At 71.9% G+C, this 15,549-nt stretch carries 16 protein-coding genes; 7 read left to right on the top strand and 9 right to left on the bottom strand.

The window, feature by feature from the left end:
* The first annotated feature begins 47 nt into the window (after window positions 1-47).
* On the top strand, window positions 48-911 hold the full coding sequence (locus FBY22_RS12080) for an Fpg/Nei family DNA glycosylase (protein ID WP_142144913.1): 864 nt from the start codon (window positions 48-50) through the stop codon (window positions 909-911).
* Window positions 912-936: 25 nt separating this feature from the next.
* Here FBY22_RS12080 and FBY22_RS12085 read toward each other — a convergent pair whose 3' ends face one another.
* From FBY22_RS12085 to FBY22_RS12095, 3 genes are all read right to left on the bottom strand, one after another.
* Complete coding sequence (locus FBY22_RS12085) at window positions 937-1,587, bottom strand: zf-HC2 domain-containing protein (RefSeq protein ID WP_142144915.1); 651 nt, start codon at window positions 1,585-1,587, stop codon at window positions 937-939.
* A gap of 150 nt (window positions 1,588-1,737) precedes the next feature.
* The gene (locus FBY22_RS12090; protein WP_142144916.1) at window positions 1,738-2,250 is read right to left on the bottom strand and encodes a hypothetical protein; all 513 of its coding nucleotides are present in this window, start codon (window positions 2,248-2,250) and stop codon (window positions 1,738-1,740) included.
* Window positions 2,251-2,422: 172 nt separating this feature from the next.
* The gene (locus FBY22_RS12095) at window positions 2,423-2,968 is read right to left on the bottom strand and encodes a sigma-70 family RNA polymerase sigma factor (protein ID WP_142144918.1); all 546 of its coding nucleotides are present in this window, start codon (window positions 2,966-2,968) and stop codon (window positions 2,423-2,425) included.
* Window positions 2,969-3,200: 232 nt separating this feature from the next.
* On the opposite strand from FBY22_RS12095, the gene FBY22_RS12100 reads away from it, so the two are divergent.
* Window positions 3,201-4,352, top strand: a complete 1,152-nt coding sequence (locus tag FBY22_RS12100; RefSeq protein ID WP_142144920.1) for a CapA family protein — start codon at window positions 3,201-3,203, stop codon at window positions 4,350-4,352.
* A gap of 1 nt (window position 4,353) precedes the next feature.
* Here the strand turns inward: FBY22_RS12100 and FBY22_RS12105 are convergent, their stop codons facing one another.
* Window positions 4,354-4,833, bottom strand: coding sequence for a MarR family winged helix-turn-helix transcriptional regulator (locus FBY22_RS12105; RefSeq protein ID WP_142144922.1), 480 nt, complete (start codon window positions 4,831-4,833; stop codon window positions 4,354-4,356).
* Between the two features lie 57 nt (window positions 4,834-4,890).
* Here FBY22_RS12105 and FBY22_RS12110 point away from each other — a divergent pair, with 57 nt between their 5' ends.
* Window positions 4,891-5,706: an alpha/beta fold hydrolase gene (locus FBY22_RS12110; protein ID WP_142144925.1), complete on the top strand. Its 816-nt coding sequence runs from the start codon at window positions 4,891-4,893 to the stop codon at window positions 5,704-5,706.
* Between the two features lie 12 nt (window positions 5,707-5,718).
* Here the strand turns inward: FBY22_RS12110 and FBY22_RS12115 are convergent, their stop codons facing one another.
* On the bottom strand, window positions 5,719-6,180 hold the full coding sequence (locus FBY22_RS12115) for a universal stress protein (protein WP_142144927.1): 462 nt from the start codon (window positions 6,178-6,180) through the stop codon (window positions 5,719-5,721).
* Between the two features lie 89 nt (window positions 6,181-6,269).
* Here FBY22_RS12115 and lysX point away from each other — a divergent pair, with 89 nt between their 5' ends.
* Window positions 6,270-9,548 (top strand): bifunctional lysylphosphatidylglycerol synthetase/lysine--tRNA ligase LysX, encoded by a 3,279-nt coding sequence (lysX, locus tag FBY22_RS12120; RefSeq protein WP_142144929.1) that lies wholly within the window; start codon window positions 6,270-6,272, stop codon window positions 9,546-9,548.
* Window positions 9,549-9,643: 95 nt separating this feature from the next.
* Complete coding sequence (locus tag FBY22_RS12125; RefSeq protein WP_142144931.1) at window positions 9,644-10,480, top strand: polysaccharide deacetylase family protein; 837 nt, start codon at window positions 9,644-9,646, stop codon at window positions 10,478-10,480.
* A 30-nt stretch (window positions 10,481-10,510) separates the two neighbouring features.
* On the opposite strand, the gene FBY22_RS12130 is transcribed toward FBY22_RS12125, so the two are convergent.
* Window positions 10,511-11,167, bottom strand: a complete 657-nt coding sequence (locus FBY22_RS12130) for a class F sortase (protein WP_142144933.1) — start codon at window positions 11,165-11,167, stop codon at window positions 10,511-10,513.
* Between the two features lie 333 nt (window positions 11,168-11,500).
* On the opposite strand from FBY22_RS12130, the gene FBY22_RS12135 reads away from it, so the two are divergent.
* Window positions 11,501-11,995 (top strand): hypothetical protein, encoded by a 495-nt coding sequence (locus FBY22_RS12135; protein ID WP_142144935.1) that lies wholly within the window; start codon window positions 11,501-11,503, stop codon window positions 11,993-11,995.
* 97 nt (window positions 11,996-12,092) lie between these two features.
* Here FBY22_RS12135 and FBY22_RS12140 read toward each other — a convergent pair whose 3' ends face one another.
* The 3 genes from FBY22_RS12140 to FBY22_RS44815 form a co-directional block, all read right to left on the bottom strand.
* Window positions 12,093-12,635 (bottom strand): hypothetical protein, encoded by a 543-nt coding sequence (locus tag FBY22_RS12140; RefSeq protein ID WP_142144937.1) that lies wholly within the window; start codon window positions 12,633-12,635, stop codon window positions 12,093-12,095.
* A 199-nt stretch (window positions 12,636-12,834) separates the two neighbouring features.
* Window positions 12,835-13,599 (bottom strand): DUF4239 domain-containing protein, encoded by a 765-nt coding sequence (locus tag FBY22_RS12145; RefSeq protein WP_142144939.1) that lies wholly within the window; start codon window positions 13,597-13,599, stop codon window positions 12,835-12,837.
* Between the two features lie 16 nt (window positions 13,600-13,615).
* On the bottom strand, window positions 13,616-13,744 hold the full coding sequence (locus tag FBY22_RS44815) for a hypothetical protein (protein WP_260844801.1): 129 nt from the start codon (window positions 13,742-13,744) through the stop codon (window positions 13,616-13,618).
* 732 nt (window positions 13,745-14,476) lie between these two features.
* On the opposite strand from FBY22_RS44815, the gene FBY22_RS12155 reads away from it, so the two are divergent.
* Entirely contained in the window at window positions 14,477-15,439 is a 963-nt protein-coding gene (locus FBY22_RS12155; RefSeq protein WP_142144943.1) for an SCO0930 family lipoprotein, read from the top strand.
* Window positions 15,440-15,549 lie beyond the last annotated feature (110 nt).

A 15,549-nucleotide genomic window follows, 5' to 3' on the forward strand; every position in this document is an offset into this window, starting at 1 on the left:
CGGCCGGTCCGCGTGGCGCTGTCGGTGCCGGGTGGCACTCTGGACGTATGCCGGAACTCCCCGAGGTGGAAGCGCTCAAGGACTTCCTGACCGAGCACCTGGTCGGACACGAGATGGTGCGGGTGCTGCCCGTCGCGATCAGCGTCCTGAAGACCTACGACCCCCCGCTCTCCGCCGTCGAGGGCCGGGAGGTCGGCGCCGTGCGGCGGCACGGCAAGTTCCTCGACCTCGCCACCGAGGGCGGCCCGCACTTCGTGACCCATCTGGCCCGCGCCGGCTGGCTGCAGTGGAGGGACCGGCTGCCCGACGGCCCGCCCCGCCCCGGCAAGGGCCCCCTCGCCCTGCGCGTGGCCCTGGAGACCGGCGAGGGCTTCGACCTGACCGAGGCCGGCACCCAGAAGCGCCTCGCCGTCTACGTCGTCCAGGACCCCCACGAGGTCCCGGGCATCGCCCGGCTCGGCCCGGACCCCCTCGCCGACACCTTCGACGAGCAGGCGTTCGCCGGCCTCCTGGCGTCCGAGCGGCGCCAGATCAAGGGCGCCCTGCGCGACCAGAGCCTGATCGCCGGGGTGGGCAACGCCTACAGCGACGAGATCCTGCACGCCGCGAAGATGTCCCCGTTCAAACTGGCCGCCTCCCTCACCCCGGAGGAGACCACCCGCCTCTATCAGGCCCTGCGCACCACCCTCACCGAGGCGGTCGAGCGTTCCAGGGGCCTGGCGGCGGGCCGGCTGAAGGCGGAGAAGAAGAGCGGTCTGCGGGTCCACGGCCGCACGGGCGAGCCCTGCCCGGTCTGCGGCGACACCATCCGCGAGGTCTCCTTCAGCGACTCCTCCCTGCAGTACTGCCCGACCTGCCAGACGGGCGGCAAGCCGCTGGCGGACCGGAGGATGTCGCGGCTGCTGAAGTAGGCGGCGGCCGGGGAGGGCCGCTCGCTCAGTGCGCGTCCAGCGTCACCAGGTGCTCGCCCTGGGCGGTCCGCAGGTCGTAGCGGGCGATCTCGGCGCTGTGCATGGCCGTGCTGCCCCGCATCGTGATCGGGCGGGCGTCGTGGTCCGGCACGGTCCAGCTGGTCACGACCTGCTCGGAGCCGTCGCGGCCGACGGCGACCAGCCGGCAGGCCCGCGGGCCCGCGGCGTCCTTCACCTCGAGCTCCACATCGGTGCCCATGTCCGCGTCCGCCGACGTCACCTGGGCCCACACGCCCGTCTTGGCGTCGGTCGCCGCCATCCGCACGGCACCGTCGCCGCCGTTGGACAGCATCATGATCCCGGGGCCGGCCGCGGCGATGGCGACCGAGGCGGCCAGGCCGTACAGGAAACGCCGCCGCGTCGCCCGGTGCCGGTTGGCCACCGCGGCCATCAGCCGGTCGAGCAGCTGGGGGCCGGGGCGGCTCATGGGGCTCACGAACCGTGGCGTCGACCGGCGGTACAGCATCATCTGCCGGGTGACGGGCCCGAACTCGGTCACGTGAGCGGCGCAGCGCGCGCACTCCATGAGGTGGTCCTCGAAGCGGAAGGCGTCCGCCTCGTCCAGCACGCCGAGCGCGTACGCGGCGACGTCGCGATGCCTCTCCTGGGACCTCATGCCGAAACCTCGTGCCGTTGGGTGCGGGTTGGGTTACTCCTTGCTCCCACCGGTACGGACCAGACCGCCGAATCACTCAAGACTCAGGGGAATCGCAACCAAGGGATTCGGAGCGGCCGGGCACGAGGATTGGTCCGGATCGACAGACGGCTAAAAAAGGTGGATGGCGAGATGACCGAGGGGCAGTCCGAGCTGCCACGCCTTCGTCCACACCTTCGGACCTTCGTCCTCGCCGACCCCTACGGCGCCGCCGGGCACCGCGTTCAGATCGGGCGCGAGCAACTCGGTCTCCTCCAGCCAGCGCCAGGCCGCCGCCGCGAGTTCCAGGTCGGGCGCGGGCCCGCCCGACGCGGCCGCCTCGGCGGCGAGATCGGCCATCCGCCCACGCACCCAGTCCTGCCACGGCTGGTCGTAGGCCGTCAGGGACAGCCAGGTCTCCAGCTGGGACACCACCCGGATGCCGGAGAGTTCGCCGTCGGTGTCCGAGAGGAAGACGGTCAGGGCCAGGGCGTCGCGCCCGGCGCGGAACTCCATGGACGTCGGCGGCATCAGGTCGCCCGTGCGCAGCAGCTCGTCGGCGATGTACTCGGCGTACAACCAGGCCATGGGGACGACCAGTTCCCCGCCGGTGCCGTCCGTGCTCTCTTGACCTCTGTCCAGCATCCCTTCCTGCCTTCCTCCGGTGCGTGCGCGTCTGCCCGAGCACCCGGGCCCTGGGGCCGCGGCGCCGGAAACCGGTGCCGCGGCCCCATCCGGAACACGGATGAGGACAGCCGATTACTCAACCGGGGTCCTCAGCAAGGCGCTTTACGGAGGTTTGACTGAGCCATTGGTTTCACCGCAGGTCGGCCGCATATCCGGGAAGCACCCGGCGCAGGGCGCGCAGCGCGTAGTACGCGCGGGACTTCACGGTACCGGCAGGGATTCCCAGGGCTTCGGCGGCTTCCGCCACACTCGCCCCCTGGAAGTACACGAGCACCAGGACTTCGCGGTGCTCGGGAGTGAGTGTCTTCACAGCCTCGCGCACGTCGAGCGCGGCGGCGGCCCGTTCGGCGTGGTCGGCGATCACGCGCGAGTTCTCCAGGATCGCGTCCCCGACCTCGGCCGGCCGTGCCTGCCGGGCCCGCCGCGCGTCGATGGCCAGCCGCCGCCCGACGGTCATCAGCCACGGCCGTACGGACTCGAAGTCGTCGGCGCGCAGCGCCTCGGGGTGCTGCCAGGCGCGCACGAGGGTCTCCTGCACCAGGTCCTCGGCACGTTGCCGGTCGCCGTCGCAGAGCCGGAGCAGGAGCGCGAAGAGGGGCCGGCCGTGCTCCCGCTGCAGTGCGGCGAGCTCGTGCTCGGCGGTCGTCCGGTTCGTGAGGGTGGTTCCGGCCGTCATGCGCGTATGGCATCGCAGGGGGCGGATTCGGGACAGGGGCCGTGCCGGGATCTGCGGCGGACGGTCGATCGCGTCGACGAACGGTACGACGAACGGTCTGTGACGGCCCGTTCACACAGGGCCGGGGCGCCCTCCCGCGTGTCGGACGGGCTAATCGGCGGGTCGAAGCAGGGGGCGGCGTCGTCCAGTTCGTACCTTTTGTAGGTAAATATGACCACAGTGGGGTGAGCTGATGATTGCACGCAGACAGCAGGTTGCCCTGGCCCTCACGGCCGTCCTCGCCGGGGGCGCCGCCTGCCAGGCCCAGCACCACGAAGCGGCGCCGCGGGCGGGGCGGCCCGCCCCGGCCCCCGCCCGCGGATTCACACTCGTCGCCTCCGGCGACGTCCTGCCGCACTCCTCCATCATCGACCGTGCACGCTTCGACGGCGGCGGCAGCCGCTACGACTTCCGTCCGATGCTCGCCGGGGTCAAACAGATCGTCTCCCGCGCCGACCTGGCGCTGTGTCACATGGAGACGGTCTACGGGGAGAACGGCGACTACACCGGCTATCCCACCTTCAAGTCCCCGCCCGAGGTGGCCCAGGGCCTCGCCGCCACCGGCTACGACGGCTGCTCCACCGCCTCCAATCACAGCCTCGACGACGGCGCCGCGGGCATCGGTCGCACCCTCGACACCCTCGACCGCGCGGGCGTACGGCACGCGGGCTCGGCGCGCACCGAGGCCGAGGCACACACCACCACCATCCTCCAGGCCGGCCCGGCGAGGGTCGCCCACCTCGCCTACACCTACGACACCAACGGCATCCCGATGCCGGCCGGCGAGCCCTGGGCCGTCAACCTCATCGACCCCGGCCGGATCGTCGCGGACGCCCGGGCCGCCCGGCAGGCCGGCGCCGACGTGGTCGTCGTCTCCGTGCACTGGGGCACCGAGTGGCAGGACGAACCGGACCGGCAGCAGCTCGACCTGGCCCGGACGCTCACCGCCTCCCGCACCGGCGGCCGCCCCGACATCGACCTGATCCTCGGCACCCACGCCCACGTCCCACAGGCCTACGAGAAGGTCAACGGCACCTGGGTGATCTACGGCATGGGCGACCAGATCGCCGGCGAGATGTACAACCAGCAGGGCGTCCAGGACCCGCGCGGCGACCAGTCCACCCTCGGCCGTTTCACCTTCGCCCCGCCCGCCCGTCCGGGCGGACGCTGGGAGGTGACCAGGGCCGAGTTCATCCCGCAGATGTTCGACGTCGACGCCGGGCGGGTGGTCGACCTGAACCGGGCGATCGACCAGGGCGCCGGCCTGCAGGGGGTGCGCGACCGCATCCGGGACGTGGTCCTCGGCCGGGGCGCGGCCAAGGACGGCCTGGTGATGGGGAAGTAGGTCACTCCGGATCGGTTTCGGCCTGCTCGAAGAGCTTGAGCATCTGCCGCAACACCTTGGTGCACGCCGTCAGTTCGGCATCGGTCAGATGGCCGCCGACCTGCTGGTTCAGGGCCTGCTCGCGGGCGCGTATCGCCGCGATGGCCGCCCTGCCCTCCTCGGTGAGCCGGATCAGGGAGGACCGCTGGTGCGCGGGGTTGGGCGTGACCTCCGTCCAGCCGCGCGCCGTCGCGTCGTTGACCATGCGCTGGACGAACTGCCGGCTCAGCGCCAGGACGCGGGCCATCTGCGGCACCGTCATGGGCTCGCTCAGCCGCAGCAGATCCAGTACCGAGCGCACCCCGACGGAGGCGCCCTCGGTCGGTTCGCCCTGCTCCAGCTTGCGCAGGGCGCGCCGGTAGAGCGGGCCGACCAGGTCGAAGACCTCCGCGACGCGGTGACCCAGCTCGTCGGGGGCGAGGGGTTCGTCGCTGTCGTTCACCCGACCATCATGACACCTTGGTTGCCAAAATCTCGCCAGGATGACACCTTGGTTGTCATGACTGCTGCTGCGGACCTCCGCTACTTCCCGTCCACCGACGGCGACCTCGCCTACCTCGACACCGGCTCCGGCGACCTGGTGGTCCTCCTCCATCCCGGATACGTCGACCACCGCGTCTGGCGGGACCAGATACCGGCGCTGGCGGCCGAGTACCGCGTGATCGCCCCGGACGTGCGCGGCCACGGCTCCTCCGCCAACGCCACCGGCCCGTTCCGTTGGGCCGACGACCTCGCCGCGCTGCTGCGCCACCTCGACGCCGGTCCCGCGGTCGTCGTCGGCGTCTCGATGGGCGGCGTGATCGCCACCGACACGGTGCTGGAGCACCCCGAGCTGGTCCGCGCGGTCGTCACCTGCGGCGCCGCGACCGGCGACTGGCAGTACACGGACGACTGGACCCGGGGCATCCAGGCCGAGTACGCCCGCACCCTGGGCGCCGGCGACCTCGACGGATGGCTGGAGGCCTTCCTGCGCGTCGTGCCGGGGCCGCACCGCAGCGCCGGGGATGTCGACCCGGACATCGGGCGCCGGCTGCGCGAGATGGCCCTCGGGACGATGTCAAAGCACGCGCCAGGAGAGACGGACTGGCTGGTGCGCGTGACCGACTCCTGGTCCCGCCTGCCGAAGATCGACGTCCCCGTCCTCGCCGTCAACGGCACCATGGAGCCCGTGGAACTCCTCGACGCGGCCCGACGTCTGGCCCAGGCCGTCCCCGACGGGCGCGCCGAGACCGTCGAGGGCGTCGGCCACTACCTCAACATGGAGAACCCGGACACCTTCAACCGCGTCCTGCTCGACTTCCTCCGCGGACTCTGACCCCCGCCGGCGCTACGGCACCACCGTCACCGGCCAACGCCCCGCCTTGACCAGCCGCACCGCCACCGACCCCACGATCCGATGGCCCGCCTGCTCCGAGGCGCCCACCACCACCGCGTCCGCCTTGAGGTCGTCCGCCGCCTTCACCAGACCGCCGTAGGGGTCGCCGCGGAAGGTGTGGAACTCCCAGCGCACGTCGAATATCCCCTTCGTCCGCTCGGTGGCCTCGCGGATCTGCTTGACCAGGTCCTCGGCGATCTCGTCCGTCGTCTCCGCCACCGGCGCCCCCATCGCGGCGCCCGCCGCCATCACCGGCTGGACGTAGACGACGGCGAGCAGCGCCCGCTGACGCCGGGCCAGGCCTCCGGCGTACGCCGCCGCCCGGAGGGAGGAGTCGGAGCCGTCCACGCCGACGACGATGACCTTGGGCCCGTCGGTGCCCCGCTCGAACTGGTGCGAGTGCTGTTCCGTCACGGCTGTGAGGTTATCGGAAGGCCCAGGTCGGCCCGGTGCGCGGGACCTCTGGAGGAGCGTGGTGGCCGGGAACTTCCTACAGTCGGTACATGAGTGCCACGGCGGAGGCCCCCGCGCCCAAGCAAGCGACGGCCCCGACACCGCAGCCCGGAACCGGCCCGACGAACAAGGTGCCGGAAGCCTTCGCGACCTTCTTCGGCGCCCTCGCCGTCCTCTGCGCCCTGCTCGCCCTGATCCCGCCCCTGCGCCTGCTGCTGCGCCCGGTCGTCCGCTTCCTCGACCTGATCACCGTCCCGGTCAGCGCCAACCTCGCCTACGCCGTCTTCCTCCTGCTGCTGGCCGCCGCCACCGCCGCGCGCAAGAAGGTCGCCTGGTGGCTGGTCGTGGTCTACCTGGGGCTGCTGATCGCCGACGACGCCGTCGACGTACTGCTCGGCCTGTACGCCGAGGCGTTGCCGTCCCTCGTCGTCTGCGGACTCCTGCTCGTCGTGCTGATCGTCGCCCGACGGGAGTTCTACGCCGCATCCCGCCGCGCCGCCGTACGCCGCGCGGTCGGCGTCCTGATCGCCGGACTCGCTCTCGGCATCCTCACCGGCTGGGGCCTGGTCGAGCTCTTCCCCGGCACCCTGCCCTGGGGTCAGCGCCTGCTGTGGGCGGCCAACCGGGTCTGCGGCGGTCTGGTCTCCGCCCGCTCCTTCGACGGCCGCCCGCCCCGCGCCCTGTACTTCCTGCTCGGCCTGTTCGGCGCCCTCGCCCTCCTCAACGCGGCCGCCGCCCTGTTCCGCTCCCAGCGCATGGAATCCGCCCTGCACGGCGACGAGGAACCCCGCATCCGCGCCCTGCTCGGGGCCTACGGCGAGAACGACTCCCTCGGCTACTTCGCCACCCGCCGCGACAAGGCCGTCGTCTTCTCGCCCAGCGGCAAGGCCGCCGTCACCTACCGAGTAGAGGCAGGCGTCTGCCTGGCCAGCGGCGACCCGGTCGGCGACCGGGAGGCCTGGCCGCACGCCATCGCAGCCTGGCAGGACGTGGCCCGCCGGCACGCCTGGGCGCCGGCGGCGATGGGCGCCTCCGAGGACGGTGCCAGGGCGTACGCACGCGCCGGCCTCGGCGCGCTCCAGCTCGGCGACGAGGCGATCCTGAACGTCGCCGACTTCGACCTCGACGGCCGCGACATGCGGGTGACCCGGCAGGCCGTCCACCGAGTCCGCCGCACCGGCGCCACGAGCCGCATCCGCCGCCACTCGGCTCTCACCGAAGCGGAGATGGAGGAGATCGTCGACAAGGCCGACGCCTGGCGCGACACCGAGACCGAACGCGGCTTCTCCATGGCCCTGGACCGCCTCGGCGACCCGGCCGACGGCGACTGCCTCCTCGTCGAGGCCCTCGGCCCCGACGGCCGCCTGCTCGCCCTGCTCTCCTTCGTCCCCTGGGGCCGCGACGGCGTCTCCCTCGACCTGATGCGCCGTGACCGCACCGCCCCCAACGGCGTCATGGAGTTCATGGTCGCCGAACTGTGCGCCGCGGCCCCCAAGCTCGGCGTGCGCCGCGTCTCCCTCAACTTCGCCGTCTTCCGCTCGGTGTTCGAGGAGGGCTCCCGCATCGGCGCCGGACCGGTCCTCAGGCTGTGGCGGCGACTGCTGCTGTTCTTCTCCCGCTGGTGGCAACTGGAGGCCCTCTACCGCTCCAACGCCAAGTACCACCCGCACTGGTACCCGCGCTTCATCTGCTACGGCGACGCGGGCGCCCTCGCCCGCATCGGCCTGGCCTCCGGAATCGCCGAAGGCTTCGTTTCCGTACCGTCGTTGCGCAAACTCTGGGGAAAGGGGCACTCGAAAGGTGCGCCCAGGCCCGCCACGACGGAGGGCCTGCCGTCGCTGTCGGCGCTCGGCCTCGCCGGAGGGGACGAGGCCGGGCCCGACGACCCGCGGGCCGGCCTGCCCGAACAGGTCCGCGTCCGGCACCGCACCCTGGACCGGCTGCGGGCCCAGGGCACGGACCCCTACCCGGTGGGCGTCCCCGCCCGCACCCACGCCCTCGCCGACGTCCGCGAGGGCGAGCACGTCACCGTCGCCGGCCGGATCATGCTCGTCCGCGACTTCGGCGGCATCGTCTTCGTCGTCCTGCGCGACTGGTCGGGCGATCACCAACTGGCGCTGACCCGCGCGGAGTCCGGCCCCGCCCTGGACCGGTTCACCGCCGACACCGACATCGGCGACCACATCACCGCCACCGGCCGGGCCGGCGTCAGCGACAAGGGCGAACCCACCGTCTTCGTCACCGACTGGCTGCTGACCGGCAAATGCCTGCGCCCCCTGCCCGACAAACACCGGGGCCTGGCCGACCCGGAGGCCAAGGTCCGGCTGCGCCACGTCGACCTGATCTCCGCGCCCGACGCCCGCGAACTCGTGCGCGCCCGCTCCACCGCCGTACAGGCCCTGCGGCAGGGACTGCTGGAGCGCGGCTACCTGGAGGTCGAGACACCGATGCTCCAGCAGATCCACGGCGGCGCCAACGCCCGCCCCTTCACCACCCACATCAACGCCTACGACCTCGACCTGTACCTGCGCATCGCCCCCGAGCTGTACCTCAAGCGGCTGTGCGTCGGCGGCCTGGAGAAGGTCTTCGAACTGGGCCGCACCTTCCGCAACGAGGGCGTCTCCTACAAGCACAACCCCGAGTTCACCATGCTGGAGGCCTACCAGGCCTTCGCCGACTACGACGTGATGCTCGACCTCACCCGCGAACTGATCCAGGGCGCCGCCACCGCCGCCTTCGGCACACCCGTCGCCCGCAAGGACGGCAAGGAGTACGACATCTCGGGCCGATGGCCGGTCAGGACGGTCCACGGCGCGATCTCCGAGGCCGTCGGGGAGGAGATCGACGCGGACACGGAACTGCCCGTGCTGCGGCGGATCTGCGACCGCGCCGGGGTGCCGTACACCCCCGACGACGGCCGCGGCGACGTCGTACTGGAGATGTACGAGCGGCTGGTCGAGGGCAGGACCCTGCTGCCGACCTTCTACAAGGACTTCCCCACCGACGTCTCCCCGCTCACCCGGCAGCACCGCGCCGACCCGCGGCTCGCCGAGCGCTGGGACCTGGTCGCGTTCGGCACCGAACTGGGCACCGCCTACTCGGAGCTGACCGACCCGGTGGAGCAGCGCCGCCGGCTGACCGCCCAGTCCCTGCTCGCCGCCGGGGGAGACCCGGAGGCCATGGAACTGGACGAGGACTTCCTCGACGCCCTCGAATACGCGATGCCGCCCACCGGTGGCCTCGGCATCGGCGTGGACCGGCTGGTCATGTTCCTCACCGGCCGCACGATCAGGGAGACGCTGCCCTTCCCGCTGGTGCGCCGCCGCTGACCGTGCCCCCTCCGGTTGGGCCGAGCGGGTGTTTTACCGCCGCCACTGCGGTGTCGCTGCGGGGCGTCGGCCTTTTGCCGGGCGACTGATGACTCATGAAGAAGGATCAGTTCCTCACGCGGCGCCGGATGCTGATCGCCGGCGCCGCCGCTCTGGGTGCGGCCGGCACCGCCGGCGCACTGACGCTGGGCACGGGCGACGAACCGGCGCGCACGGCCGCCTCCGCCGCCGGCCCGCAGGCACGACCCGTGCTCAAGCCCTCCGCCTACCGTCTCCAGCCCCTGACCGGATACGGACCACCACAACGGAAGGCCGCCCGCACCGCGGTGCGGCACGAGCCGTTCCTGCGGGTCTCGGGGCGCGGTCGCACCATGGTGCTGACCTTCGACGACGGGCCCGACCCCCGCTACACGCCGCACATCCTGGACACCCTGGCCGAGCACGACGTCCGCGCCATGTTCTTCGTGTGCGGGGAGCAGGCCGACTGGAACCGGGACCTGCTGGCCCGGATGGCCGACGACGGCCACGTCGTCGGCAACCACACCTGGTCCCACCCCCTGCTGACCCGGCTGAGCCGCAGCCGCATCCACTCGGAGCTGCAGCGCACCAGCAAGGTCATCGAAGAGGCCTACGGGGAGCGCCCGCTGTGGTTCCGGGCGCCCTACGGGGCATGGAACCGCTCGGTCTTCCAGATCGAGGCCGATCTGGGCATGGAGCCCATGGCCTGGACGGTCGACACCGAGGACTGGACCACCCCGGGCACCCGCGTCATCGTCGACCACGTCGAGGCCGGCGCCGCCCCCGGCGTCGTGGTGCTCTCGCACGACGCCGGAGGCGACCGCTCACAGAGCGTCAGGGCCCTGAAGCGGTATCTGCCGCAGCTGCTGGACTCCGGCTACCACCTCACCGTGCCCAGGCGCCGCTACGCCTGAGCGGATTCCGCCCGTCCGGCCGGGGAACGCTCAGCGGACCGCGGCCAGGCGGGCGAAGACGACGACGTTCCCGTCGTAACCGTGCTGCTTCGAAAAACCGCCTCCGCAGGTGATGACCCGCAATTCCGGCTCCCCCTTGGAGCCGTAGACGCGGTCCCCGGGGAAGTTGTTCTTCGCGAACACCTCAATGCCGTAGACCTCGAACACGGCCGTCTTTCCGTCCTTGCGGGCGACCTCGATGCGATTTCCCTTCTTCAGGGCCCCGAGTCCGTAGAAAACGGCGGGGCCCGACTTGTTGTCCACATGGCCGACGACGACCGCGGTGCCCTTCTCGCCGGGCGACACCGCGCCGGTGAACCAGCCCGCCAGGTTCGGGTCCTCCGGCGGCGGCGCCCCGACCCAGCCGTCCGAGTCCAGGCCCACCGGCATGACCGGCGCGTCGACCCGGATCGTGGGGATCCTGACCCGGTCGGGAATGGCGTACGGCAACGCCTGGACCTTGGCGAAGGTGCCCGGGACACGGCTGTCCGCCGCGGCCGCCGAGGCGGGCTGCGGCGGACCCACGTCGAACTCTCCCGACCCGTTCCGAATGAGCGCGAGGCCGGTCAGCAGAACAAGCGCTATCACGCCCCAGGGAGCGCGCTTCTTCGGCTGCTCCTCTTCTTCGGCCAGCTCGAACGCAGACATTCGACTTCCCCTCTCGACGCGGCCGTCGCCACGTCATTCGCGCATACGAGAACGCTAAGTCCCGCGCCCGCGACCGGCGACGGGGCACAAGCCGAACGGGTGGCCCCGCGTATTGCCGGTGCGCCATCCGAGTTGCCGCTCCCAGGAATTTTCTGACGGTGCGTGACCTGCGGAGATATCCGATTGTGCGGTTGTCGTCCGGCGTGTCCTCTCACCAGGACGGACCATCGCCGAAATGCGGGCCGCCGCACGGCAACTGAGGGTCTTATCGGGAGGCGCTTTCTCGCCGATCGACCGGGGACGGGACCCGGGGCGTCTTCCGCGGAGGATCACATGCGTACCACTCGTGCCCTGGCGGCCTCGGCCGCCGTGGTCGCCACCCTCGGGCTCGCCGCCCCGACGGCCGTCGCACGCGACGGCATGCCCATCACCCTGAGCAACCTCGTCGCCCTGCCGAGCGTCATCGCCCGCGGCGGGCAGCTGACCATCACCGTCGACGGCTGCCCCGGGCTGGCCGTGGCGACCTCCGACGCGTTCTCGTCCACGACGCTGAACCGGGTCGGGAACAGCAACACGTCGAGGGGCACCGCGACGGTCAACACCAACGCCCGCACCGGCTCGCACAGCATCACGGTCACCTGCGGCAGCCAGACCCTGACCAACCCGACCGCGTTCACAGTGATCGGCGGTGTGCGCGGCGGCCTGGGCGGAAGCTCCTCCACGGGGGCGACCCCGACCGACATGGCCATCGGCGGCGGGCTGGTCGCCGCGGCCGTCATCGGCGGCGGGGTGTTCCTGATGCGCCGCAGGGCGGAGAGGCGGATCTGACCTCCTCCCCCTTCGGAGCGCGGATCGCACGTCGAACGGCCTCCGCCCCGGATCCTCGGCCAGGATCCGGGGCGGAGGCGTGCGCCACCGGTCCCGGTCAGGCGCCGTCCTCCTGGCCGCGGCGCCGCGAGAAGTGGTAAGCCGCCCCGATGGAGCCTGCGATCAGTGCCGCGCCGAGACCGATCTCCCGGAGGTCGAACCCGGCGACGCTGCCGCCCTCACCCGCGCGCACACCCCGGTCGGGGTCGACCGGCGTGACCGGCACCGGGGTGGGGCCCGCCGGCCGGCCGTCCGCGATGGTGAGATCCGTCGTTCCGCGCATCCCGTCGCAGGCGAACGTCACCTGGTACACCGCCATGGCCTTGGCGGTCACATCCACCGTCGCCGTCCCGGACGAGCGTCCGCGCGGAATCGTGACGGTGTCGAAGACGGCCGAGGACACGGTCACCGACCCCTTGCAGCCGCCGCTGTCCCTGTCGAGCCGGAAGGTGATCTGCCCGCCGGCCGCGATGGTCGTGGGCAGGACGCTGAAGCCGAACGGCGTGACGTTGCCGCCGTCGCTGGCCACGGCCGGCGGTGCGGAGAAGGTGAGGGCGCCTATGCCCAGCAGTGCGGCCGAAGCGACGCGTATCGCGCGCATGGTGAATCCTCCGGTCCCCGAGGAGCAGCTGCGGACTGTTTCCGCTTGCGCCATAAATGCACCTCGATGACCGAAACGCTAGGAACATGTGTGCGCCTGCGCGATCTCAGTCGGGCGAATGGGGCAAAACACTGGGCCACCCAGGGGACACCCACGGCGTGGTTCCCTTTCTCCGGGTGGCCCGTCGGGTGAGTGCCTGTCAGCCGTTCAGGTGCGGGAAGAGATCGACGAAGGGGGCCGCGGACGCCGTGATGCCCCGGCTGTAGGGCGCGTCGAAGTCCCAGATGAGGAAGAGCAGGAACGCGATCAGGGCGGAGAACAGCCCGGCGAGGACCAGTTCGCGCGCGGTGCGCCGGATCTGCAGGGCGAAAACCATGCCGATGGTGATCACGGCCCCGCTCAGCAGCCCGAACCACACCACGCCCGGCATGGTCGCCCCGAGGGACTGGGTGCGGGCGCTGCGGGCCTGTGCGGCCGTGGTCACCTGGTCGAGCAGTGGCTGGTAGGCCTGCGCCTCGAAGTCGTTCCCCGGCTGGTAGTCGGTGACGTCGTGGCGGACGCGGTCGAAGAGCTCGTCGCCCCGCGAGGTCGTCTTCGCGTGGTCGGCCATCGTCTTCCACTCGGTGTCGACGACCTGTCCGACATAGGCGTTGACATCCTCCCGGATGCGGTCGCGGACGTCGGGCGGATAGACCCGCACCCGCTCCGAGATCTCGTGCAGCGCGACCGCCTCCGTCTGGACGTGGTCCTGGGCGGCGCTGCGTCCCTCCCACACCCCGGCGATGGCCAGGCCCAGGACGATGGCGTACACCACGCCGATCCACATGGTCATGTACTCGATGACGTCGGGGGTCTCGCTGGGGTCCTCGTCCTCGGGCGCGGCCTTGTGGCGTACGACGGTGATGACGACCACCACGACGCACGCGGCCAGCATCGCGAGGGTGAGAACGAGCCAATCCGGCAAGAGGTGCCTCCAGGAATCAGCGGGGGCGCAGTGCGGCGACGGCGATCGCGGCGGGCGCGGTGATGAGCAGGACGAAGGTGAGCGGTGAGGGGCCGTCGTGGCGGAGCGGGTGCGGCGCGGGCGGCCGGTGGCGCGGATAGCTCACAGGGGTCGCGGACGGGTGCGGGGTGGGCCTGGGCGACGGTTCGGCGGCGGGAGGCGGCGGGGGAGGAGGTGCGGCCGGACGCGGCGCGGCGGGGCGTGGTGGGGGCGGTGGCGGTGGGACCGGCTTCGGCGTGGCCGGCCTGGGGGACGTGGGTTGGGGGGCCGGGGGAGGGCTCGGAGCCGGGGGTGGCGTGGAGGTCGGGGTCGCCGTCGGCGTCGGGCAGGGCGGGGTCGGAGGTGGCGGTGGGGGCGGAGTGGGTGTCGGGCATCCCGGGGGTGTCGGCCAGGAGAGGCTCCCGGTGACCGCCACCGCCCGTGTGCCGTCGGGGCCGGTCGACGCGTAGGCGCAGGCGTCGGCGGCCGCGCTGCCGGCCGGGGCCCCGACGAGCAGCCAGGTCAACGCGGCCAGCGTCAACAGCCGTGCGGCGAGGGCGGTTTGGGTCGGTTCGGGTCCATGCACGACGAAGATCATGAGGCTTGCCGGGCCGCCACACGCCGACGTGCGCCCAACTTGGCCCGAACGGGGGATGGTGGCGTGCGGCGGTTCGATCGACGCGGTCCCGTGGAGTCCGTGACGCGCACTCGTGTGCGAGTCGGCGTGCGGGGGGAGCGGGTTGCGGAAAGAAATTTGTGAGACGGTTGAACACAACCGCAGGTCTCATGCGTACCCATGCTCGTGCGGCGGCGCAGAAGGGCGCTGCAACACCCTTGTGATCATGGGGAGTTGTTGACGATGAAGACCTCCTGGCGGAGCGCCTCGTTCGTGGTGGGCGCCGCGGCCATGCTGGCCCTTACGACCGCGTGCGGCCAGGAAAGCGGCACCTCTTCGGTGGGCAGTCAGAACGTGGGCGCCACGGCCCCGGCCGGTGGCTACGGCAGCGTGGGCGCGGGTACGAGCGCGAGCGCCAGTCCGGGCAACGGTTACGGCGCCGACGGACAGCAGGCCGCGGGCGGCCAGAGCACCCCCGCCGGCAAGCTCGCCGTCAGCGACAACGCGGAGCTCGGCAAGGTGCTCACCGACGGCGCCGGCCTGACCCTGTACCGCTACGACGAGGACACGGCCGAGCCCCCCAAGTCCAACTGCGACGGCGACTGCGCCAAGGCCTGGCCGCCCGTGCCCGCCGACGACGCCACCGCCGGCGCCGGTATCGACAAGTCCCTGCTCGGCGAGGTCACCCGGGCCGACGGCACCAAGCAGCTGACCATCGCGGGCTGGCCGGCCTACCGCTACGCCAAGGACGCCAAGGCCGGGGACGTCACCGGGCAGGGCGTCGGCGGCAAGTGGTTCGCGCTGGCCCCGACCGGCAAGAAGGCCTCCCTGGCGAGCCTGCCCGGCCTGTCCGTCCGCAAGGACCCCAAGCTCGGCGACATCGTCGTCGACAAGAACGGCATGACGGTCTACCGCTTCATCAAGGACGTGGCCTGGCCGAAGGTCATCTCCAACTGCACCGGCGCCTGCCTGGAGAAGTGGCCGGCCGTCGCCCCGGTCTCCCCGAACGACACCAAGGGCGTCGAGAAGAAGGGCCTGATGGGCTTCACCCGGCCCGACGGCGTCAAGCAGATGACCGTCGACTGCTGGCCGGCGTACACCTTCTCCGGCGACACCCAGCCGGGGGACACCAACGGCCAGGGTGTCGGCGGCACCTGGTACGTCATGGCCCCCTCCGGAAAGCCGATCGGCGCGCCGAAGAAGTAGGCGTCACCTCCCCAGGGTTGATCGCACCTCCACGCGCGTTCGATCGCAGGTCCGCCCCCTCCGCACCGCACGGAGGGGGCGGACCGCTTTTCGCGTGCGCCGATTTGCCG

It is taken from the genome of Streptomyces sp. SLBN-31 (assembly GCF_006715395.1).
Classification (GTDB): Bacteria; Actinomycetota; Actinomycetes; order Streptomycetales; family Streptomycetaceae; genus Streptomyces.